Source organism: Tessaracoccus luoxuelianae, assembly GCF_054483915.1.
Window position 1 is genome coordinate 2,804,996 of record NZ_CM137013.1, and the last position, 22,760, is coordinate 2,827,755.

A 22,760-nucleotide genomic window follows, 5' to 3' on the forward strand; every position below is an offset into this window, starting at 1 on the left:
CGGGCGTTGGGGAAGGTTGGCGACGACATGAACATTTACTCTGACGTGACCGCCCTCATCGGGCGCACGCCCCTGGTCCGGCTCAACCGCATCGCCGGCGACAACGCGACAGTCCTGGCCAAGCTCGAGTTCTACAACCCCGCGAATTCGGTCAAGGACCGCATCGGCGTCTCGATCATCGACGCGGCCGAGGCCTCCGGCCAGCTGCAGCCCGGCGGGACCATCGTCGAGGGCACCTCCGGCAACACCGGCATCGCGCTGGCCATGGTGGGTGCCGCGCGCGGCTACAAGGTGGTGCTGACCATGCCTGAGACGATGTCGCTGGAACGCCGCGCACTGCTGCGCGCCTACGGCGCCGAGCTGGTGCTCACGCCCGGACCGCAGGGCATGCGCGGCGCCGTCGAGAAGGCCGAGGAGATCGCGGCTGAGAGGGGCGGCGTCCTCGCCCGCCAGTTCGCGAACCCGGCCAACGTGGAGATCCACCGCACCACCACCGCCGTCGAGATCTGGGACGACACCGACGGCACCGTGGACATCGTGGTGGCGGGCGTCGGCACCGGCGGCACCATCACCGGCGTCGGCCAGGTGCTCAAGGAGCGCAAGCCCGAGGTGAAGATCGTCGCCGTGGAGCCGCAGGAGTCCCCCATCCTCTCCGGCGGCCAGCCCGGCCCCCACAAGATCCAGGGCATCGGCGCCAACTTCGTGCCGGAGATCCTGGACCGCTCCGTCATCGACGAGGTGCTCCCCCGCAACATCGACCAGGCCGTCGAGTTCGCGCGCCGCGCCGCCCAGGAGGAGGGCCTCCTCGTCGGCCTGTCCTCCGGTGCCGCGCTGTCGGCTGCCGTCGAGGTGGCGGCGCGCCCCGAGAACGCCGGCAAGACCATCGTGGTGGTCATCCCGTCGTTCGGCGAGCGCTACCTCTCCACCGTCCTGTTCGAGGGCCTGCTCGAGAAGTGACCTGGCCGGAAAGGGGGCGTCCCGCGGTCGGGGCGCCCCCTTTCCGCGTCCCCGCCTCACTAAGCTGGGGGCCATGCGCATCGTCATCACCGGGGCCTCGGGCAAAGCCGGCCAGGCCACCCTCCGCCACTTCGTCGACACCGCCCACGAGATCGTCGCCACTGACGTCGCCGGACGCCCCGCCTGGTATGGCGGCAAGTTCTATCGGGCGGACCTGACCCAGTTCGGCGAGGCCATGGACGTGCTCTCCGGGGCGGACGCCGTCATCCACCTGGCCAACATTCCTGCGGACTGGATCCACACGGATTCGCACACCCTCAACGCCAACATGGCCATGAACAACAACGTCTTCATCGCCGCGTGGAAGCTGGGGCTCAAGCGGGTGGTCTACGCCTCCAGCGAGACCACGCTCGGGCTTCCGTTCGACGAGGTGCGCTACGTCCCCGTCGACGAGGACCACTACCCGCTGCCCAATTCCACCTACTCGCTGTCGAAGGTGATGACCGAGACCATGGCGGAGCAGGTGTCGCGGTGGGCGGGCATCCCCTTCATCGGGCTCCGGTTGTCCAACATCTTCACGGTCGAGGATTACGCGCAGCAGCCGGCCTTCGCCAAGGAACCCGAGGCGCGTCGCTGGAACCTCTTCGGCTACATCGACGCCCGCGACGTGGCCCGGTCCTGCGAGGACGCGCTGACGGCCAGCCTGTCCGGCTCGCATGCCTTCGTCATCGCGGCAGACGACATCATCCTGGACATGCCGACGCGGGAGGCGCTGGCCGCGATCCACCCCGGCATCGAGGTTCCGGACAGCGTCGGGGAGTTCGGCACGCTGCTCAGCAACCGGGCCGCGAAGGAGCAGATGGGCTTCGCACCCCAGCACTCCTGGCGCGACGAGGTGCCCGCCTGACCCTCAGCCGATGACCGCCCGGGCGGCCCGCTCCCCGGACGCGAGGGCGTCCTGGATCGACGCGCCGGGCAGGTCGTCGGCCACCAGCACCCCGGCGGGCACCGGCATCAGGGCGCGAGCCCCGGGCGGCAGGGCGGGGAGGGCGTGGGTGATGTCATGGCGCACGAGCAGGCGCCAGCGCGAGGCGTCTGCGCCCAGCACGCTGCCCGCCTCCCTGGCGGCGTCGGCGTCCGTCAGAGCGTGGTCTCCCACTGCGCTTGCCTGGACGAGGTGCTGCCCCGCCGGGGCGTAGGACGGCGCGACATTGGACTGGACGCAGGCGTTCGCCAGGCGGGCGCCTTCGCGCAGATCGAGATGCAGGAAGGGCGATCGTGTGGGGGCCTCGTCGGCGGCGAACCACCACGTGGTCACGCCGAGCATGGCCGGTGCGGGAAGCCCCAGCAGCGCCGCGTTGCCGAGCGGCCCGGCCGCCAGCACCACGGTCTCTGCCCGCTCCACGGAGCCATCGGCGAGACGCACCTCGACCCCGCCCGCTCCGGGCCGCACCGCGGACACCCGGGCGCCGAGCCGGATCCGGTCTCTGATCGGCTCGGCGACCTGCAGCGGCACGGCGGCCATGCCCTGGGCGGGGACCGCGGGGGTGGCGAGTGCGAAGAAGCCTGCGAGCCGGCGCACCTGGGACGCCGATGTGGCCCCTTCGGGGTCAAGCGTCACCCCCGAGAAGAACCGCTCGACGACGCGGCGCACAACCGGCGAGAAGCCCGCAGCATCCAGGGCACCGCTCAGGGTGAGGCTCTCCTGCCCGGAGGCCTTCACCCAGCGCGCCACCGCTGCCAGGTCTCCCGGGGTGAGCGGCCCACGCACCAGCCCCGCCGCGTGCTGCGGGTGGCGGGTGGGGTCCGCCAGCACCTGGAGCCCATCGTCGGTGCGCAACGCCGCCCCGCGGCCGAAACGGTGCAGGTCCAGCCTGCCCATGTCCAGGGCGCGGCGGGCCGCCGGGTAGAGCGGGTTGAGCAGCTGGAAGCCGCGGTCGCAACGGAAGCCGTCCACCACGTCGGTGGCCACGCGCCCCCCGACCGCACCGGAGGCCTCAAGCACCAGGACGTCCCTGCCGGAGGCCGCCACCAGCCCCGCGGCCCGAAGGCCCGCCAAACCCGCCCCGATGACGACGATCCGTGCCATGTCAGCCCTCCCCGCGTGCGATCTTCTCGTGGTGGCGGACCACTTCGGCGACGATGAAGGTCAGGAACTTCTCCGCCAGCTCGGGGTCCAGGTCCGCATCGGCGGCGAGCGCCCGGAGCCGCGCGATCTGCTGCGCCTCCCGGGCCGTGTCCGCGGCCGGCAGGCCTGCCTTGGCCTTGAGCTCGCCCACTCGTTGGGTCACCTTGAAGCGCTCGGCCAGGAGGTGGATGAGGGCCGAGTCCATGTTGTCGATGCTTCCGCGCAGGCGCTTCAGCTCGGTCAGTGCGTCGTCCATCGGCGCTCCTCGGGGGTCAGTGGAGGATCAGGTCGATCCTCTGGAAGGACTTGAGGTCTGTGTACCCGGTCAACGCCATCGCCTTACGCAGGCCGCCGGCCAGGTTCATCGTGCCGTCCGGGACCCTCGACGGGCCCAGCACAACCTCTTCCAGCGTGCCGACCTGCTCGAAGAACGAACGCTCGCCGCGCGGGAGCCGCGCGTGCCACGCCTCGCTGCCCCAGTGCCAGCCGCGGCCCGGCGCCTCCGTGGCGCGCGCAAGCGGGGAGCCGACCATGACTGCGTCCGCGCCGCAGGCGATCGCCTTGGCGATGTCCCCGGAGCGGCCCACGGCCCCGTCGGCCAGAATGTGCACATAGCGGCCCCCGGACTCCTCCAGGTAGTCGCGGCGGGCCTCCGCCACGTCCGCCACCGCCGAAGCCATCGGCACCTCGATGCCGAGCACCGACGCGGTGGTGTGCGTGGCGCCGCCGCCGAAGCCCACGAGAACGCCCGCCGCGCCGGAGCGCATGAGGTGCAGCGCCGCGCGGTAGGTGGCCACTCCGCCGACCAGCACCGGAAGGTCGAAGCGGTAGATGAACTCCTTCAGGTTGAGCGTGTCCTGCCCGCCCACGTGCTCCGCAGAGACGGTGGTGCCGCGGACGACGAAGAAGTCCATGCCCGCCTTCTCCAGCACGGGCGCGAACTCCAGGGTGCGCGCGGGAGACAGCGACCCTGCGACCGGGACACCGGCGGCGCGGATCTCGGCCAGGCGGTCACGGATCAGCTCCGCTTTCACCGGTTCGGCATAGATCTCCTGCAACCGCTTGGTGGCCGTGACCTGATCCGATTCCTGCGTGATGCGCTCGTACTGGGGCTGCGGGTCCTCGTAGCGGGTCCAGAGGCCCTCCAGGTTGAGCACCCCGAGGCCGCCGAGCTGCCCCATCCGGATGGCGGTGGCCGGCGACATCACCGAGTCCATCGGCGCCGCCACGATGGGCACGTCGAAGGAGACCGCGTCGATCTTCCAGGTGAGGTCCACCTCGTCCTCGCCCCGCGTGCGGCGCGCCGGAGCGATCGCCACGTCGTCGAAGGCGTAGGCCTGGCTGGCGCGCTTGCTGCGCCCGAGCTCGTACATGGGAACGGTTCTCCTTGGGTCTCTAGCGCGACCAGTAGTTGGGGGCCTCGGCGGTGAGCTGAATATCGTGCGGGTGCGATTCTCGCAGACCAGCCGAGGTGATGCGGACGAACCGCCCGCGCTCCTGCAGTTCGGCAATGGTGCCGGCGCCCGAGTAGAACATGGATTGCCGCAGGCCGCCCACGAGCTGGTAGGCGACCGCGGACAGCGGCCCACGGTAGGCCACCTGGCCCTCGATGCCCTCGGGGATGAGCTTGTCGTCTGCGGTGATGTCCCCTTGGAAGTACCGGTCCTTGGAGTAGGAGGCCTTCCGCCCCCGGGCGGCCATGGCGCCCAGCGACCCCATGCCCCGGTAGCTCTTGAACTGCTTGCCGTTGATGAACACCAGCTCGCCGGGGCTCTCCTCGCAGCCGGCCAGCAGAGAGCCGAGCATCACCGACGAGGCGCCGGCCACGAGGGCCTTGGCGATGTCTCCGGAGTACTGCAGCCCGCCGTCGCCGATCACCGGCACGCCGGCCGGCCGACAGGCCCGGGCCGCATCGTAGATCGCGGTCACCTGGGGCACGCCGACGCCGGCCACCACGCGCGTGGTGCAGATCGAGCCGGGGCCGACCCCCACCTTCACCCCATCCGCGCCGGCCTCCACGAGCGCCTTGGCGCCCGCGTAGGTGGCCACGTTTCCGCCGATGATGTCCACCTCGGCGGCGGCCGGCTCCGCCTTGAGCCGCTTGATCATGTCCACCACGCCTCGGGAGTGGCCATGGGCGGTGTCCACGACGATGACGTCCACGTCCTGCTCAACGAGCGCCATGGCCCGGTCCCAGGAGTCCCCGAAGAACCCGACGGCTGCCCCTACCCGAAGCCTGCCCTGGCTGTCCTTGGCCGCATGCGGGTACTTGTCCGCCTTCACGAAGTCCTTGAGCGTGATGAGGCCCGTGAGCTTGCCCTGCCCGTCGACGATGGGCAGCTTCTCCACCTTGTGCCGGGCCAGCAGCGCCAGGGCCTCCTCAGTGGAGACCCCCTCGGGTGCGGTGACCAGCGGCATCCGCGTCATGACCTCACCGACGGTGCGGCCGGGATCGTCCTCGAAGCGCATGTCGCGGTTGGTGATGATGCCCACCAACGTGCCGTCGGCCTCGACGACGGGGGTGCCGGAGATCCGGTAGGTGGCGCAGATCTCGTCCACCTCCCCGATGGTGGTGTGGGGGCTGACGGTGATGGGGTCACTGACCATCCCCGCCTCGGAGCGCTTGACCTGGTCCACCATGTGCGCCTGGTCCTCGATGGAGAGGTTGCGGTGCAGGATGCCGATGCCCCCCTCGCGCGCCATCGCGATGGCCATCCTGGACTCGGTGACCGTGTCCATGGCCGCCGAGGCCAGGGGCACGTTGAGCCGCACCCGCCTGGTGAGCTGGGTGCTGGTGGCCACCTGGGAAGGGATGATGTCCGACTGGTTGGGCTGCAGCAGCACGTCGTCGAAGGTCAGGCCCAGCGCCGCGAAAGGGCTGGGCACTCCAGCGCCGGTCAGTTCCTCGAACACACGTCCACCTTTTCTTCTCTGCTGCCCCAACTCCGGCCAGTCTATGCGGCAGGGCCCCGCCCGGACGAACCGGACGGGGCCCTGCGGCGCTGTTGAGCGGTCAGCTCTCGTCGTCGCGCTTGTCCACCACGAGGGTCTCGGTGGTGAGCAGGAGCGAGGCGATGGACGCGGCGTTGGCGAGCGCGGAACGCGTCACCTTCACCGGGTCGATGACGCCGTGCTCGACGAGGTTCTCGTAGACGCCGGTCCTGGCGTTGTAGCCGTGGCCGACCTCCATCTCCGCGACCTTCGAGGTGATGACGTAGCCCGCCTCGCCGCCGTTCTCGGCGATCCAGCGGAGCGGCTCGACGAGGGACTTGCGCACCACGTCGACACCGGCCTTCTCGTCGCCCTCGAGACCCAGGTGGTCCGCCAGGACCTCGCCTGCGTGGATGAGGGCGGAGCCGCCACCGGCGACGATGCCCTCCTCGATGGCAGCACGGGTGGCCGAGACTGCGTCCTCGATGCGGTGCTTCTTCTCCTTCAGCTCCACCTCGGTGGCGGCGCCGACCTTGATCACGCACACGCCTCCGGCGAGCTTCGCGACCCGCTCCTGGAGCTTTTCGCGATCCCAGTCCGAATCCGTGCGGGCCATCTCGGCCTGCAGCTGCGCAACGCGGCCGCTGACCTCGGAGTGCTCGCCCGCGCCGTCGACGATGGTGGTGTTGTCCTTGGTGACGAGGATGCGACGCGCGCGCCCCAGCACCTCGAGGCCGACCTGGTCCAGCTTGAGGCCCACCTCGGGGGCGACGACCTGGCCGCCGGTGAGGATGGCGATGTCCTCCAGCATGGCCTTGCGGCGGTCACCGAAGGCCGGAGCCTTGACCGCGACGGAGGTGAACGTGCCGCGGATCTTGTTGACCACCAGCGTGGACAGGGCCTCGCCGTCGACGTCCTCGGCCACGATGAACAGCGTGCCCTTGGCGGCGATGACCTTCTCCAGCAGCGGGAGCAGGTCGTTCATCGACGAGATCTTGCCGCTGTTGATGAGGATGTAGGGATCCTCGAGGATGGCCTCCATCCGGTCCGCGTCGGTGACGAAGTACGGGGACAGGTAGCCCTTGTCGAACTGCATGCCCTCGGTGAACTCGAGCTCGGTACCCATCGTGTTGGACTCGTCGACGGTGATGACGCCGTCCTTGCCCACCTTGTCGAACGCCTCGGCGATCAGATCGCCGATCTGCTCGTCACGGGAGGAGATGGTGGCCACCGACGCCATGTCGGCGGTGGTGTCCACGGGGCGCGCGTTCTCACGGAGGCGCTCGACGACGGCCTCAACGGCCTTGTCGATGCCTCGCTTGAGGCCGATCGGGTTGACCCCGGCGGTCACGGCGCGCAGGCCTGCGTGCACCATGGCCTGGGCCAGCACTGTGGCGGTGGTGGTGCCGTCACCGGCGACGTCGTTGGTCTTGGTGGCCACCTCCTTGGCGAGCTGAGCGCCGAGATCCTCGTAGGGATCGTCGAGCTCAACCTCCTTGGCGACGGTGACACCGTCGTTGGTGATGGTGGGGGCTCCCCACTTCTTGTCCAGGACCACGTAGCGGCCCTTGGGGCCGAGCGTGACCTTGACGGTGTTGGCGAGGGCGTCGACACCGCGCTCAAGCGCGCGACGTGCCTCCTCGTTGAAAGCGAGAATCTTCGGCATGTGTGGTCCTTACTTGCTGACGACGGCGAGGATGTCGCGGGCGTTCAGCAGGAGGTACTCCTGGCCGTCGTACTTGACCTCGGTGCCTCCGTACTTGGAGAAGATCACGATGTCGCCCTCGGCGACGTCGAGCGGGACACGGTTGCCCTTGTCGTCGATGCGGCCGGGGCCGGTGGCGATGACCTTGCCCTCCTGGGGCTTCTCCTTGGCGGTGTCGGGGATGACAAGGCCGGAAGCGGTGGTCTGGACGGCCTCAAGGGGCTGAATGAGGATCCGGTCCTCGAGCGGCTTGATCGTGGTTGCCACGTCAAACACCTTTCTGTCATATCCGACCCGAAGGCCGGCGTGTAGGTCAGTGTGAAGTGGCCGGGCGTCGTCGCGGGTGCCGTCCGACCATTAGCACCCGACAGGGCCGAGTGCCAGCACCTACGTTATCCGGGGTTTAGCACTCAATCAAGCCGAGTGCCAGAAGCGCTGCGGTTGGATCGCCTCGCGATGATGGCAACCGTCCCGTCGACGGTGCGGGCGAGGATGATCGTGGCGGCCGCGCTCCCCTTCGGCTTGAGCTCGCGGCGGAGCGCTGCCGGGTCGACGTCGATGGCTCGCTTCTTGATCTCCAGCGTGCCGATGCCCCGGTCGCGGACGTAGCCGCGCAGCGCCTTGACGGAGTAGTCGAGGACTTCGAGGACCTCGAAGCGGGTGGCCCAAGGCGTGTCGATGGGCGCGTCGGAGGAGAGGTAGGCCACGTGCGGATCCAGCAGCCAGGCCCCCGGGGCAGACTCCCCCACCAGGCCCGCCCGGATGGCGGCGCCGTCCGGCTCGTAGACGTAGCGCCCCAACGGCGCGGCGACGGGCGGCTCATCCCCCCTGCCCACGAGCTCCAGGGCCCCACCCCCGCTGAGCAGCACGGCCGAGCGCCCCTCGGGCAGCCGGTTCCACAGCGACACCTCCACCACGTCGCCACCGTCGCTCACCCATGTGGCGCGCACGCCGTCGGGGATGAGTTCCTTGGGGAGTCCGGGGCCGAGCTTGACGGCCGCGAACCTTGGCGAGGCCAGGTGATCGAGCACCAACGACCACGGTGGGGTGAAGTCCGCCACATTCCAGGTGCGGCCCCTCGAGGTGCGGCGGGCGGGGTCCAGGAACACGCCGTCGCTCTCGGGCAGCACGACCTCCTCGGCTCGCGCCACCACGGCCGGGCCGGCTCCCACGAGGCCGAGGTTCCAGGACGCCACCTCGGCGGTGGCGGGGTCGGCGTCGACGGCGTGCACCGCGAGCCCCGCCTCAGCCAGGGCCATCGCGTCGGCCCCGATTCCGCAGCCCAGGTCCCACACCGTCGCCACCCCGGCCGCAGCGAAGCGCGCCGCGCGCCACCGGCGGACAGGGTCCCGGGTGGCCTGTTCCAGACCCGCGTGGGTGAACAGCATCTCGTCGGCCCGGGCGAACTTGACCCGGGCCCGACGACGCAGCGCCGCCTGCGTCAGCGCCCACGCGGCCTCGTCGGGGCCGAAGCCGGCGCGCAGGCGGGACGCGGCGCCCAGCGACGACGGATCCGGCTCCCGCATCGCGGCCGCGAGGGCGGCCTCCCGCCCGGTCATTCTGCCGAGAACCGCCATCCCACGCTGTGCCCGCCGTCGTAGGGCAGGACGCCGTGGAACTGGGGCACGGTCTCGTCGAAGACCAGTGGCAGGAAGTGCCGGTCCCCGTCCCACATCGGCAGCTCCATGACCGTGTCGACGTCGTGCCAGGCCAGGGTCCCCTCCGGGTTCGAGGGGTACGGCTCGCCGTCGATGCCGGTGACGAGGAACACGAACCCGAACACGTCGCGCCCGTTGAAGCCCGGCCAGGACACTGTGCCGCGCAGCCGCATCGAGGTCACCTCGACTCCGGCCTCTTCGCGGATCTCGCGACGCATCGCCGAGGCGACGTCCTCGTCGCGCTCGACCTTGCCGCCGAGGCCGTTGAACTTGCCGAGCTGCTCGTCCTCGGACCGGGAGATCCGATGCACGAGCAGGACCCGGCGCCGGTCCGGGCTCACGATGTAGCCCAGCGTGGTCAGCTCGGGCGCGTACGCCATGTCAGGGCCGGGGTTGGCGCTGGGTGCGGTCTGTTCCATCGAAGTCCAGCTCGCGGGTGTCGAACTCCACCATCTCGTCCCCGAGCGACCTGAGCAGCTCGTGGCGGGCCTCCCGCCGCTGGCGCTGCTCGATCGGGTCCGGCACGGGCGCGGCCGCCAGCAGGCGCTTGGTGTACTCCTCCTGCGGGTTGAGCAGCACCTGCTCGCGATCGCCCTTCTCCACGATCTGGCCGTACTGCATGACGACGACGCGGTGCGCCAGCGAGTCGATCACCGCCAGGTCATGTGAGATGAACAGGCACGCGAAACCGAAGTCCCGTTGGAGGGCGGTGAACATGGCCAGTACCGAGGCTTGCACGGAGACGTCGAGCGCCGACGTGGGCTCGTCGGCCACCAGCAGGTCTGGGCTGAGCACGAGGGCGCGGGCGATGGAGACGCGCTGCCGCTGGCCGCCGGACAACTCGTGCGGGTACCGGTTGTAGACGGTGCGCGGGAGCTGGACCGCGTCCAGGAGTTCGTGGACCCGCGCCTGCCGTGCCTTGGCGTCGCCCACCTTGTGCACGCTGAGCGGCTCGGCGATGACGTCCCCGATGGGGAATCGGGGGTTGAGTGAGGCGGCCGGGTCCTGGAAGATGACGCCGATCCGCTTGCGCAGGCCCTTGAGCGCCTGGCCCTTGAGGGAGAGCAGATCCTCCCCCAACACGCGGACCTGGCCGGAATCCGACGGGATGAGCCCGAGCAGCGCGCGGCCGATGGTGGACTTGCCCGAGCCGGACTCACCCACCAGGCCGACGATCTCCCCCCGACGAACGTCGAAGCTGACGCCGTCGACGGCGCGGAACGGCTTCTTGCCCGCGCGGTGGTACTCGACCACGAGCTCGTCGACCTCCAGGGCCGCCTCCGCCGTGGGGCTCACCGGGTGGGGGGCCACACCGAACTGTCCGTGCCCCTGGCCGAGCCGCGGCACGGCGGCCAGCAGCTTTTTGGTGTAGGGGTGGGTGGGGTGCAGGAGCACCTGCTCTGCGGGGCCGCGCTCCACGATGTTGCCCTTGAACATCACCGCCACGTTGTCGGCCATGTCCGCCACCACGCCCATGTTGTGGGTGATCAGCAGGATGCCGGTGTTGAGCTTGTCCTTGAGTGATCGCAGCAGGTCCAGGATCTCGGCCTGCACCGTGACGTCCAGGGCCGTGGTGGGCTCGTCGGCGATGATCACCTCGGGGTCGCAGGCCAGCGCCATGGCGATCACCACGCGCTGGCGCATCCCCCCGGACAGTTCGTGCGGGAACTGGCTGGCACGGCGCTCGGCATTCGGGATGCCGACGGCGTTGAGCAGGTCGACGGCGCGGTCCCACGCCTCACGACCGAACGCGACGCCGTGCACCTCCATGGATTCGGTGAGCTGCTCGCCGATCTTGATCACCGGGTTGAGCGCGGTCATGGGCTCCTGGAACACCATGGCGACGCGGTTGCCGCGCAGGGCACGGAGCTGGCGTCCGGACAGCTCTCCGACGCTCTGGTCCGTGACCCGGGTCTGCCCCTGGATCCGGGCCGTCTTGGGCAGCAGCCCGAGTGCAGTGGTGGCGGTGACCGACTTGCCGGAGCCGGACTCGCCCACCAACGCCATCACCTCTCCGGGCTCAACGCTGAGCGTGATGCCCTTGACGGCGTGGACGGTGCCGAACTCGGTGCGGAACTGGACGTCGAGGTCGTCGAACTTGAGGACGTGGTTCTCGCCGGTGAAACGGGGGGTGGTGGTCATGGGAGTACCTCAGTCCATCTGCTGGCGGGGATCGAACGCGTCACGGAGACCGTCACCGATGAAGTTCACGCAGAGCGCGATGGAGACGATGAAGACGCCCGGCCACCAGAAGAGCCACGGGCGGGTGCTCAGCGCGTTCTGGTTCTCGGAGATCAACAGGCCCAGCGACGTGTTGGGTGGCCGCACGCCGAAGCCCAGGAACGACAGCGCCGTCTCCACGAGGATGGCGGCCGAGATCAGCAGGGTGGCGTTCACGATGATGGTGCCCAGCGCGTTGGGCAGGATGTGGCGCACGATGATCCGCCACGAGGACGTGCCGACGGCGCGCGCCGCGGCCACGAACTCCCGCTCGCGGAGCGACAGGACCTCGCCGCGCACGAGGCGTGCCAGGCCGGTCCAGGACACGATGGCCAGCATGCCGGCCAACGCGAAGATGCCGCCGACGTTGCCGGCCATCCGGCCGAGGACGGCGGCCAGCACCAGCGTGGGGATGATGATGAACAGGTCCGTGACGCGCATGAGGAAGGACTCGGCGACGCCGCGGAAGTAGCCGGCGGCCGCACCCACGAGGGTGCCGATGATCGTGGCCCCGATGCCGACGGTGAAGGCGATGGTCAGCGAGTTCTGGGTGCCGAGCATGACCAGGGCGAAGTAGTCCTTGCCGATGGTGGACTGCCCGAAGGGATGATCCCCGATCGAGAACGGCCAGAGCTTCAGGGTGGGGGCCCCGCCCACCTCCTGGATCGGGTACAGGTCCACGTGGTTCTTGGGCCACCATCCGGGGATGGGCCCGAAGCCGATCGACGTGAGGGCGAGCAGGATGATGAGCACCAGGATGGTCAGCGAGATCATCGCGCCGCGGTGCCGGACGAAGCGACGCAGGACCAGTTGGCCCTGTGAGTAGGACTTGTCCGTCGTGGTGGTCTCGTCGGGCATCGACTCGATCTCGTAGTCGGTCTCGTGGACCTCGTCGAGCTGGGCCGGATTGTTGGTGTCAGTCATGAGTGGCCTGCTTCCTAGCGAGAGATCCGCGGATCGAGGATGGCGTAGGCGATGTCGGCCGCCATGTTCATGACCACCGCGGCTGTCCCGGTGACGAGGTAGAACGCCATCACCGGTGCCGGGTCAACCTGGGCGAGGCCCGTGCGGAACAGGTTGCCCATGCCCTGCCAGCCGAACACGGTCTCGGTGATCACCGCGCCGCCGATGAGCCCGGCGAAGTCGAACGCCACGATGGTGGCCAGCGGGATGAGCGAGTTGCGCAGCGCGTGGCGGGTGATCACCTTGCGCTCCGAGATGCCCTTGGACCGCGCGGTCCGAATGTAGTCCTGGTTGAGCACGTCCAGCATCGAGGCCCGGGTGTAGCGGGTGTAGGAGGCGATCGAGATCAGCGTCAGGGCCACGGTGGGCAGCACCAGGTGGGTGAGCGTGTCGATCGAGTGCATCCAGAAGGTCGACTCGTAGTTGGGCGTCATCGAGCCGATGGTCGGGATGGGGCGAGGCTGCTCTTCCAGGTACTGGGCCCAGTTGGAGAGCAGGAGGTCGCTGACCGCCAGCAACGAGGCGAGCAGCGCTGTGACGACGGCGGAGAAGGTGGCCTGGCGCCGGGAGAATCCACCGAGCAGTTGCCCGGCCGCGACCCCGGCCACGATCGCCGCCGCGAAGCAGATGAGCAGTACTGCGACCGAGCCGTTGTCCATGAGGTAGCCGCGCATCGCGATGTACCCGACGAGCGAGACTGCCGCGGTGGCGCCGACGGCGTTGCGGACGCGGTGGTTCTGGAAGCCGGAGGTGAGCATGATCACCAGCGCAGCGGCGCCGAGGACGGCGAGCACGTACACGGGGATGCCGATGGCGGGACGCCGGAACCAGGTCACGGCGTCGAAGTAGATGAGGATGGCCGTCACACCGGCTGCGATGGCTGCGAACGTGATGAGGCGACGCTTGAGGTCGCCCCCCATGGCGGCCTGCAGGATGAACGCCAGCACCACAGCCACGCCGATGATCACCGGCCACGTCAGATCGGCGTCGACGATCCAGTTGTTGAACTCGATGGCTGCGTAGTGCTTGAGCAGCACGCCCAGCCAGAAGACGGGGAGGGAGAAGGCGACGAAGGCGAAGAGTGTGACGCCGTAGTCGAAGCCGCTGTACTGGCGGATGGCGGTGATGATGCCGAGGATCACGCCGGTGGTGATGGCCAACAGTGTGGCGAAGACCACCAGGCGAAGGGTGGAGACTGCCGCGACCGCCACCAGCGCATTGACGGACTGGCCGTTGAGTGCCACGCCGAGATCGCACTGGCCGATGAGACACTTGGACGCGCCCCCCAGCCAGTCCAGGTAGCGCTCGTACCACGGAAGGTTCAGCCCCATCGTCTCGATCCGCTGGCGCATGCGATTCTCGCGGTTCGGGTCGTTGGACTCCCGCAGGTCCTGCAGCGGGTCTCCTGAGTTGATGACCAGCACGTACAGGAGCAGTGACCCCAACAGGAGAATCGCCAGCGAGATCCCCAGGCGTTTCGCGATGAACTTGAGCAAGATCGGTCCTCTGACATGGTTCGGGCGCCTGCGGCGGCACCCATCCGCCGCATACTAGGGCAGGGCTGAACTGTGATGGAAGGTGAACGCGAGGTGGGGCAGGTGGCGCGAACGTCACCTGCCCCAACCGTGCGGGCTGACTAGGCGTCAGTCACGAATCACTTGGCAACCCACTGCGGGGCGTTCCACGACACCTGATCCTGCGTGGCGGTGGCCCGCACGTTGCTCAGGGTGGAGTCGTAGGCGACGACAAGCGGGTGGGCGTACAGCGGGATGCCGTGCAGCTGATCCCACAGTTCCTTCTCGATGATCTTGGTCTGCTCGAGGTGCACCGTCTCGTCCAGGGTGGCGACGAGCTCGGCCCAGGCCGCGTCAACGATCTCGCTGCTGAACTCCGAGGTGTTCTGCGGCTTGCCGGAGGCGTAGATGTTCTCGCCCGAGGTGATCTGACCGGAGCCGGCCCACGCGAACAGGGCCACCTCGTAGTCACCGTTGACGTTGGCGTTGGTGAAGAAGTCCTCGGCGCTGGAGTCGATCACGTTGAAGCCGGCCTCCTTGCAGGAGGACTGGATCGCGGCCACGGTCTCGGTGCGGCGCTGGTTGCCGGCGCGGTAGCCGATGCGCACGTCGATCGGGGTGGCGATGCCGGCCTCGGCGACGAGCTCCTTGGACTTCTCGAGGTCAACCGTGTCGAAGCGGCCGTCGTAGGAGACGCCGACAACCTCGTCGTAGTTGTCCTGGAACGGGAACACCTCGCGGGCGTTCATGAGCACCGTGTCGGGCGCGATCGGCGCGATCAGGGTGTCGACGATCTGCTGACGGGGCACGCAGTGGGCGAAGGCCGTGCGAAGGGTCAGGCCGGTCTCGTTGTTACCGAAGACGTTGTTCTCGCGGAAGTTGAAGTCCAGGTGCTCCCAGGTCAGCGAGGAGCCGGACTCGATGGTGACGGAGGAGCCGAGGGCCTCGAGCTGGCCGACGGTGTCCACCGTGGCCTGGGGCTGGATGACCTGGACGTCCTTGTTGCCCAACGCCTGGACCTGCTGGGCGTCGTCGATGAAGCGGAACACGAGGTCGCGGGTGGCGGCCGGGGTGCCCCAGTAGTCCTCGTTGGCGGTCAGCGTCAGGGAGTTGCCCGCCTGCCAGCTGCCATCCTTGATCATGTACGGGCCCGACGACGGGGTGACGTCTGCCGCGGGCAGCTCGCCCGGGTTGAAGATCCAGCCGGTGTTCCAGAACTCGGCCGCGGACGTCACGGTCTCCGCATCGCGGTCGATGACGGCCTGGGCCAAGGCGCCGGGCTCGAGGCCGGCCTGGGTGGCGATCACGTGCTCGGGAAGCGCCGAGGTGACGATGATCTTGTAGTCAGGGTTGGGGTTGGTGTAGACGACGGTGAACTCCTTGGAGCCCACCTCACCCTCCGGGCCCTCGAGGACGTACTGCGCGAACGAGGTCGAGACGTGGTCGAACACGGCCGCGGCGTCGGGGTTCTCGCCGCTGGCGAAGCCGGGGGCGATGAACTCGGGGTTCTGGGCGGCCCAGTCCATCAGGTAGTCGTTGATGGTGACGGGGGTGCCGTCGGACCAGACGGCCTCCTCGTTGATGGTGTACTTCACCGTCAGCGGGTCATCCGAGGTGACCTCGTAGGTGCCGAAATCGGTGTTGTCGCAGATCGTGCCGTCGGTACCGAAGTACACGAAGCTCGAGAACATGTGGGCGGCGATCACGGAGTTGTACGTGGAGTACGTGCCGTTGGTGATCGAGTTGTAGCCGCTCCAGTCGCCGGGGCCGGCGGTGTAGCGGACCTCGCCGTCGGTGGTCTCGGTGACGCCGACGTCCTGGAGGCAGCCGGCAGCGGCGTCGCCGCCGCCTGTGCCCTCGCTGGCGGACGGGGCGGCCGAGGCGCTACCCGACGCGGTGTCTTCAGGTTCGGTGGGTTCTGGGCTGGTGCAGGCGCCGAGCAGGAGTGCTCCGCTCAAGACCAGGCCGAGGGACACCTTGGTTCCCTGGAACTTCATTCTTTCTCCTAAGTCGTCGAACGACGGAAGAGGCCCGAATGGGCCGAGTGATGCCAGCGAACATAGCCAAGGCACGTTCAAATTGGCTAGGCAATCTGGGGTTTGACACCAGATCGTTACTAACTTGTGTCCTGGCGCGACAAAATCAGACGACGATGGTACTCACGGGCAGTCCCGAGTGCACCGAGAAGCCGAGCCCCGACGGGCGAACGCCGGCCAGGATGGCCTCGCTGCCGACAGCAGCGATCATGGCGCCGTTGTCTGTGCACAGGGCCGGCCGCGGGCGCCGAAGCTCGATGCCGGCCTCCCCGGCCCGCTCCTCCAACAGTGTGCGGAGCCGGGAGTTGGCGGCCACGCCGCCGCCGATGAGGATGGAGTTGACCCCCAGATGCTGGGCGGCGTCGATGGTCTTGGCCGTCAGCACGTCGCACACCGCCTCCTGGAAGCTGGCCGCGACGTCTGCCACCGGCACGTCGCCGCCGTCGAGCCGGCGCTGCTCCACCCACCGCGCCACAGAGGTCTTCAGCCCGGAGAAGGAGAAGTCGAACCGGTGCCTGGCCATGTCGTGCCGGGCGGTCAGCCCGCGTGGGAAGCGGATGAAGGTGGGGTCGCCCTCCTGGGCTGCCCGGTCGATCACGGGCCCGCCCGGGTACGGCAGTCCGAGCAGGCGGGCGACCTTGTCGTAGGCCTCGCCTGCGGCATCGTCGATGGTGGAGCCCACCTCGGTGATCCGGGTGGCGATGTCCTCGACGTGGAGCAGCTGGGTGTGGCCTCCGGAGACCAGGAGCGCCAGCGACGGCATGGGAAGCGGCCCGTGGTCCAGCAGGTCCACGGCCACGTGGCCCACCAGGTGGTTCACCCCGTAGAGGGGCTTGCCCAGGTAGGCCGCCAGGGCCTTCGCCGAGGCGACCCCGACGACGAGGGCGCCGACCAGGCCTGGGCCGGCGGTCACCGCGATGGCGTCGAGCTCCGACAGGTCCACCTCCGCCTTCCCGGCGGCGCGCTCCAGCGCGGGGATCAGCGCCGAGAGGTGCGCCCGGCTGGCCACCTCGGGCACCACCCCGCCGAAGCGGACGTGCAGGTCCACCGAGCTGGCCACCTCGTTGGCCAACAGGGTCCGTCCACGGACGATGCCGACACCGGTCTCGTCGCACGACGACTCGAGCCCGAGCACCAGTGGCTCACTCATCGCTCTCCCTCCATGTCCCACATGCCGACGGAGTCCGCGTCGACGCCCTCCAGCCTGCGCTCGAGAATCAGCGCGTCGGCGCCTGGCCCGTAGTAGTCCGGCCGGGTCGCCACGGCCGCGAAACCATAACCCTGGTACAGCTGGATGGCCGAGGCGTTGGACGCGTCAACCTCCAGCAGCATCCGCCGCGCCCCGTGGCCGATGGCCCACTGGAGGCCGGCCATCAGCATCACGCGGGCGAATCCGAGGCGGCGCTGATGGGGCGCCACGACGATGCGGTGCAGGTCCGCCACGTCGTCGACCAACTGGAATGCGGCCACGCCCACCGCCTCTCCGCTCTTGCGGCGCGCGATGAGCACGAGCCGACCCTCGCCGGTGACCTCCTGGCGCCAGGACGCCTCGGACCATTGCGTGGCGAAGTGCTCCTCCAGCGCGAGGATGTCCGGGAGATCCTCCGCGACGGCCGTCTCGACGATCACCGGGGAGCCCTGAGCCGCGGGAGCGCCGACTTGGGTGCGCCGGGCACGGTGGCGTCCGCCACGCGAAGGTAGTACGGCTCGTCGCCTGCGGGGAGCAGCAGCGGCCACCGGGCCGCGAGCAGCGCGGGGTCCAACGACTCCGGGCCCCGGACGTCCAGCAGTGCCCGGAACGCCGTGGGGACGGCGCCTGCCACGGGAAGGGCCGGTAACGACTCCGGGGCGCTCACCTGCGGGTCTGACACGCGCGTCCCGTCGCCGAGGTAGGTGGCCCAGTACAGCTCTTTGCGGCGGGCGTCCGAGGCGACGACGAACTGGGCCGGGGCGCCCTCCTCCGCCCACTGCCTGGCCACCACATCGAGGGAACACACGCCGTGTGCCGCGCGGCCGGAGGCGTGTGCGAGGGTCCACGCGGTGGCGACTCCGACCCTCAGGCCGGTGAATGGCCCCGGACCCATCCCGACGGCGAACTCGTCGACGTCTCGAAGGCTGATTCCGGCGCGGGCGCAGGCCTCGAGCACCGACGGCATGAGCGACTCGGCGTGGGCGCGGGTGTCCGCCACCACGACGCGGGTGTGCGGATCACCGTCGAGGGCGAGGCCCACCGCGACGACATGGCTGGTGTCTATGCCAAGGGTCCAGGTCATGGCGCCTCCCTGAGGACGTCGAGGGCACCGGCCCACCGGGGCCCGAAGCCGGTGAGGTAGACGGTGCGATCGTCTGAGTCCATCCCGCGGACGATGTCGATCTCGAGACGGTCCTCGGCCAGCCACTCTGCCAACCCGTGGCCCCATTCGACCAGGGTCACGGACTCCGCGAGCGTGGCGTCGAGGTCGATGTCGGCGAGCTCGGAGGCGTCGCCAAGCCGGTAGGCGTCCACGTGGACCAGCCCCGGCCCCCCGCCCCGGGGCGGATGAACGCGCGAGATCACGAACGTGGGCGAGATGATGGGCCCCTCGACGTCCAGCCCCTCCCCGATGCCTTGGGTGAGGGTGGTCTTGCCCGCACCCAGATCGCCTGTGGCGACGATCACGTCGCCCTTGGCGAGCACGCCCGCCAGGGCGCGGCCGAGCCGGCGCATGTCGTCGGCCGTGGGTACGTCGATGACGACGGGGAGGTCTCGGCCCATCCGGAAGCCGTGCGGCTCCGGCGCCACGACGTCGAAGCCGTGGTCCCGCCACCAGTCGACGAGCTGGGGGAACTCCTCACGCGCGAACAGCGAGGCGCGCCGGGCGCCCAGATCCGCCGCGACGGTGAGGGCGCCCTCGACGAGGGAACGCGCCACGCCCTGGCCGCTGGCCGACGGCAGCACCGAGACGCGTCTCAGTGTTGCGGTCCCGTCCGCGAGGTCGACGAGCAGTCCGGCGATGATGCTCCCCTCGCGCTCCACCACGACGCCGTAGCCGTCGGTGAGGGCACGCTCGATGTCGGCAACCTCGTCGGTCAGCGCCTCGGCTGGCGGGTCCACTGGGGGACGCGCCGCGAACGCCGCATGGATGACGTGCAGCAGTTCGGCGGCATCGCCCGGATCGGCGATCCGGATCGACAGGGTGGCGGTGTCCATAGGCGCGAAATCCTACGCCCTCACCAACGATCCCTGCGGCCCCCGCGCTGCCCGCCACGGCCGCCCTCGTAGCGACGGCCACCGCGGCCGCCTCCCTCGGGACGACGGCGCTGAGCCTGCTTGGGTGCGATGAGCTGCTGGTAGTCGGCCTCGGAGATCTCGACACCCGAGGTGGGACGTGCCCCGGTCGCCTCGCGCAGCTCCGCGGAGCCCGGCTCCACCGCGAGGGCAGCAGCCCGCACCCCGGCCTGGCTCAGCAGCCGCTCGGTGGAGCGCTGCTGGTGCGGCAGGACCACCGTGGCCACCACGCCCTCCTGGCCCGCGCGGGCGGTGCGGCCGGCGCGGTGGAGGTAGTCCTTCGAGTCACGCGGCGGATCGACCTGCAGCACCAGCGTCACATCGTCGACGTGGATGCCGCGGGCCGCCACGTCGGTGGCGACGAGGACCGGCACAGTGCCGTCCTTGAACGCAGCCAGGATGCGGGCGCGGGCGCCCTGCGTGAGGCCGCCGTGGAGCGAGCCCGCCATCACGCCCGCCTCGCGGAGCTGGCCGGCGATGCGGTCGGTGCCCAACTGGGTGCGGGCGAACAGCACCGTGCGGCCGTCGCGGTTGGCGATCTCAGCCGTGACCTGGTTCTTGTGGTGGGGGCGCACGATCAGCGGCCGGTGCACCATCGTCGTGACCGAGTTCTGGCTGGAGTCCACCTCGTGCGTGACCGGGTTGTTGAGGTAGGTCCGCACGATCGAGTCGACGGCCGCGTCCAACGTCGCGGAGAACAGCAGCCGCTGCCCACCCTCGGGGGTGGCGTCGAGCAGGGTGCGCACCTCCTTCGTGAAGCCAAGGTCAGCCATGTGGTCGGCCTCGTCGAGGACGGAGATCTGCACCTGGCTGAGGTCCGCGGCGCCCTGCTCCAGCAGGTCGATGAGGCGGCCGGGGGTGGCCACCACCACGTCGACGCCGCGCTCGAACGCGCGGATCTGAGGACCGTAGGCCATGCCGCCCGCGATGAGCGTGAGGTCGAGCCGCATCGCGGCCGCCAGCGGGGAGAGGACGTCGGCGATCTGGAGGGCCAGCTCACGGGTGGGCGTCAGGATCATGGCTCGCGGGGATCCGACGGGGGTCCCCTCCGCCAGCCTGGTCAGCATCGCGAGGCCGAAGGCAAGCGTCTTGCCCGAGCCGGTGCGTCCCCGGCCCAGGACGTCGCGGCCGGCGATGGCGTCGCCGATGGTGGCGGCCTGGATGGGGAACGGGGCGCTGATGCCCTGGCCGGCGAGGACGCGCACCAAGGGCTCGGCAACACCGAGCTCGAAGAAGCCCGACGCCACGTCGCCCTCCACAGCCTCAGCCGTCGTGGCGGTCCAGCTCATCTGGTCCGCCTCGGGAGCGTCGAAGCTGTCCTGGCGGGGCGCGCGGGTGTCGCGGCGGTCATGGCCGCGGCGGTCATCGTGGCCGCGCGGCTCGTGCGGGCGGCGCACGTCGACGTGGGGAGGCATCGAGCTGCGGCGGTGACCGCCGGAGCGATCCCCACCGCGGTCGTCGCGGTCACCCCAGCGGGGACGGTCGTCGCGGGGGCGGTCGTCGCGGCGGGGTCGGTCGTCGCGGGAGCGATCGGAGTAGCGGTCGTCGCGGGGGCGATCGTCGCGGGATCGGTCGCTGTAACGGTCGTCGCGGGACCGGTCGCTGTAACGGTCGTCGCGGGGGCGATCGTCGCGGCGGGGACGATCATCGCGGGAGCGATCGGAGTAACGATCGTCGCGGGGACGATCGTCGCGGCGGGGACGATCATCGCGGGAGCGATCGGAGTAGCGGTCGTCGCGGGGACGATCGTCCCGAACGGGACGGTCATCACGGCGCGGGCGGTCGTCGCGGGCGGGGCGCTCGTCGCGGGCGGGGCGGTCTGAGCCCTCGTCGGTCTTGGGGACGAAGGGACGGTCACCGAACTCCAGCGCGCGGCGCTGCTTGCGGTTGAGCGGGGCGCCCGGGGCCGGGGGCTCGGTGCGGCCGCGACGTTGGGCCTTGAGGCCCTTGGCGGTGCGCTGCTCGGGTGACCAACGGTCTTTCTGGCGTGGTGCGTTCATGATAGAAGAGGTCCTCTGCGGGATAGTGGGCCCTGGATTCGGGCCGCTCGGGCCCACATCGGGGCCCCACGATTTGCCCGCTCATCTGTCACACGCTGGCGTTAATCGCCTTACCGGGCCCGTCGAGTCTACGGTCTCGACCGAGAATCTCCGAATCCACGGTCCTTCGAACGTCACCAGACGTTCATTGAGCGTTTCCCTGACGGAGGTGCCCCGGACACCGCCGTCAGTAAAATTGGGGCTGTGCGAGTTGCCATCGTCGCGGAATCGTTTCTCCCGAGCGTCAACGGGGTCACCAACTCCGTCCTGCGCGTCCTCGAACATCTGAGGGCGACCGGCCACGAGGCAATGGTGATCGCCCCGCAGGCGGGTGACCGCACTCCGCACGAGTACTGCGGCTTCCCCGTCGAGACCGTCACCAGCGTCGGCCTGCCCGGCTACGACGTGGTGAGGGTGGTCACCACCACGTCCTCCTCCATCGCGAGGCTGCTGACCGGATTCGCCCCCGATGTGATCCACCTCGCGGCGCCGTTCGTCGTCGGATACAAGGCGGCCACTGTCGCGGCCAGGCTCGGCATTCCCATGGTGGGCATCTATCAGACCGAGGTGCCCACGTACGCGAGCCGGTACGGCTTCCCACAACTTGAGCCACTCCTCTGGCACCACGTCAGGCAGGTCCACTCCCTCGCCTCACTCAACTTCGCGCCCTCGACGTTCGCCCGCGATCAGCTGATCGACCAGGGGGTGCCTCGCGTCGGTGTGTGGGGGCGTGGCGTGGACTCGGGCCGGTTCGATCCAACCAAACGCAGCACAGAGTTCCGGGCCCTCCATGCCCCGAACGGGGAACGGCTGATCGGCTACATGGGTCGGCTGGCGACGGAGAAACGGGTCGAAGACCTGGCCACGCTCGCGGACATCCCCGGCACGCGCCTGGTCATCATCGGCGACGGCCCACTCCGCCCCCAGCTGGAGGCCGCCCTCCCCCGCGCCGCCTTCCTGGGCGAACTGACGGGCGAGGACCTACCCACGGCCCTGGCCAGCCTGGACCTCTTCGTCCACCCCGGCGAGCTGGAGACGTTCTGCCAGTCCATCCAGGAAGCGAAAGCATCCGGCCTCGCCGTCATCGCGCCGCGACGCGGCGGCCCGATCGACCTGGTGGACCAGTCCCGCACCGGCTGGCTGTACCGCCCCGGAGACCTGGGCGCGATGCGCGGCCATGTGCTGGACCTGATCGGCGACGACGCGAAGCGCGGCGCCTTCGGCCGGGCGGCACGACACTCCACGCTGGACCGGAGCTGGGACACGGTGTGCGCCGAACTGGTGGGTCACTACGCCAAGGCCGTCAGACTCTCGGTGCGGGGCCCCAAGCTCGTCGCCTGA

20 protein-coding genes are annotated in these 22,760 nt (G+C 69.8%); 3 read left to right on the forward strand and 17 right to left on the reverse strand.

What is annotated here, in order from left to right; translation table 11 throughout:
* The first annotated feature begins 27 nt into the window (after positions 1–27).
* Both cysK and ACX1D1_RS12900 read left to right on the forward strand, forming a co-directional pair.
* Complete coding sequence (gene cysK, locus ACX1D1_RS12895) at positions 28–957, forward strand: cysteine synthase A (RefSeq protein WP_182784455.1); 930 nt, start codon at positions 28–30, stop codon at positions 955–957.
* Positions 958–1,030: 73 nt separating this feature from the next.
* A complete protein-coding gene (locus tag ACX1D1_RS12900; protein WP_459054811.1) occupies positions 1,031–1,864 on the forward strand; it encodes an NAD-dependent epimerase/dehydratase family protein in 834 nt (277 codons plus the stop codon).
* 3 nt (positions 1,865–1,867) lie between these two features.
* On the opposite strand, the gene ACX1D1_RS12905 is transcribed toward ACX1D1_RS12900, so the two are convergent.
* From ACX1D1_RS12905 to ACX1D1_RS12985, 17 genes are all read right to left on the reverse strand, one after another.
* Complete coding sequence (locus tag ACX1D1_RS12905; protein WP_459054812.1) at positions 1,868–3,046, reverse strand: NAD(P)/FAD-dependent oxidoreductase; 1,179 nt, start codon at positions 3,044–3,046, stop codon at positions 1,868–1,870.
* Position 3,047: 1 nt separating this feature from the next.
* On the reverse strand, positions 3,048–3,341 hold the full coding sequence (locus ACX1D1_RS12910; protein ID WP_182784459.1) for a chorismate mutase: 294 nt from the start codon (positions 3,339–3,341) through the stop codon (positions 3,048–3,050).
* A gap of 16 nt (positions 3,342–3,357) precedes the next feature.
* On the reverse strand, positions 3,358–4,458 hold the full coding sequence (locus ACX1D1_RS12915; RefSeq protein WP_459054813.1) for a GuaB3 family IMP dehydrogenase-related protein: 1,101 nt from the start codon (positions 4,456–4,458) through the stop codon (positions 3,358–3,360).
* A 22-nt stretch (positions 4,459–4,480) separates the two neighbouring features.
* Positions 4,481–5,986, reverse strand: a complete 1,506-nt coding sequence (guaB, locus tag ACX1D1_RS12920) for an IMP dehydrogenase (RefSeq protein WP_459056588.1) — start codon at positions 5,984–5,986, stop codon at positions 4,481–4,483.
* 112 nt (positions 5,987–6,098) lie between these two features.
* Positions 6,099–7,682, reverse strand: coding sequence for a chaperonin GroEL (groL, locus tag ACX1D1_RS12925; RefSeq protein WP_182784463.1), 1,584 nt, complete (start codon positions 7,680–7,682; stop codon positions 6,099–6,101).
* A gap of 9 nt (positions 7,683–7,691) precedes the next feature.
* The gene (gene groES, locus ACX1D1_RS12930) at positions 7,692–7,988 is read right to left on the reverse strand and encodes a co-chaperone GroES (RefSeq protein WP_182784465.1); all 297 of its coding nucleotides are present in this window, start codon (positions 7,986–7,988) and stop codon (positions 7,692–7,694) included.
* A 143-nt stretch (positions 7,989–8,131) separates the two neighbouring features.
* A complete protein-coding gene (locus tag ACX1D1_RS12935; protein ID WP_459054814.1) occupies positions 8,132–9,298 on the reverse strand; it encodes a class I SAM-dependent methyltransferase in 1,167 nt (388 codons plus the stop codon).
* Entirely contained in the window at positions 9,277–9,759 is a 483-nt protein-coding gene (locus ACX1D1_RS12940) for an NUDIX hydrolase (protein ID WP_182784590.1), read from the reverse strand. The genes ACX1D1_RS12935 and ACX1D1_RS12940 overlap by 22 nt, the downstream gene beginning before the upstream one ends.
* Position 9,760: 1 nt before the next feature.
* On the reverse strand, positions 9,761–11,521 hold the full coding sequence (locus ACX1D1_RS12945; protein ID WP_459054815.1) for an ABC transporter ATP-binding protein: 1,761 nt from the start codon (positions 11,519–11,521) through the stop codon (positions 9,761–9,763).
* 9 nt (positions 11,522–11,530) lie between these two features.
* The gene (locus tag ACX1D1_RS12950; protein ID WP_459054816.1) at positions 11,531–12,523 is read right to left on the reverse strand and encodes an ABC transporter permease; all 993 of its coding nucleotides are present in this window, start codon (positions 12,521–12,523) and stop codon (positions 11,531–11,533) included.
* Between the two features lie 14 nt (positions 12,524–12,537).
* Positions 12,538–14,058, reverse strand: coding sequence for an ABC transporter permease (locus ACX1D1_RS12955; RefSeq protein WP_459054817.1), 1,521 nt, complete (start codon positions 14,056–14,058; stop codon positions 12,538–12,540).
* 158 nt (positions 14,059–14,216) lie between these two features.
* On the reverse strand, positions 14,217–16,073 hold the full coding sequence (locus ACX1D1_RS12960; protein WP_459054818.1) for an ABC transporter substrate-binding protein: 1,857 nt from the start codon (positions 16,071–16,073) through the stop codon (positions 14,217–14,219).
* 145 nt (positions 16,074–16,218) lie between these two features.
* A complete protein-coding gene (gene tsaD / locus ACX1D1_RS12965) occupies positions 16,219–17,262 on the reverse strand; it encodes a tRNA (adenosine(37)-N6)-threonylcarbamoyltransferase complex transferase subunit TsaD (protein ID WP_459054819.1) in 1,044 nt (347 codons plus the stop codon).
* Positions 17,259–17,741, reverse strand: coding sequence for a GNAT family N-acetyltransferase (locus tag ACX1D1_RS12970; protein ID WP_459054820.1), 483 nt, complete (start codon positions 17,739–17,741; stop codon positions 17,259–17,261). The genes tsaD and ACX1D1_RS12970 overlap by 4 nt, the downstream gene beginning before the upstream one ends.
* Positions 17,738–18,385, reverse strand: a complete 648-nt coding sequence (gene tsaB, locus ACX1D1_RS12975; RefSeq protein ID WP_459054821.1) for a tRNA (adenosine(37)-N6)-threonylcarbamoyltransferase complex dimerization subunit type 1 TsaB — start codon at positions 18,383–18,385, stop codon at positions 17,738–17,740. The genes ACX1D1_RS12970 and tsaB overlap by 4 nt, the downstream gene beginning before the upstream one ends.
* Positions 18,382–19,302, reverse strand: coding sequence for a tRNA (adenosine(37)-N6)-threonylcarbamoyltransferase complex ATPase subunit type 1 TsaE (gene tsaE, locus ACX1D1_RS12980; RefSeq protein WP_459054822.1), 921 nt, complete (start codon positions 19,300–19,302; stop codon positions 18,382–18,384). Before tsaE ends, tsaB begins: the two co-directional genes overlap by 4 nt.
* A gap of 20 nt (positions 19,303–19,322) precedes the next feature.
* A complete protein-coding gene (locus ACX1D1_RS12985) occupies positions 19,323–21,380 on the reverse strand; it encodes a DEAD/DEAH box helicase (RefSeq protein WP_182784484.1) in 2,058 nt (685 codons plus the stop codon).
* Between the two features lie 243 nt (positions 21,381–21,623).
* On the opposite strand from ACX1D1_RS12985, the gene ACX1D1_RS12990 reads away from it, so the two are divergent.
* On the forward strand, positions 21,624–22,760 hold the full coding sequence (locus ACX1D1_RS12990; RefSeq protein ID WP_182784486.1) for a glycosyltransferase family 4 protein: 1,137 nt from the start codon (positions 21,624–21,626) through the stop codon (positions 22,758–22,760).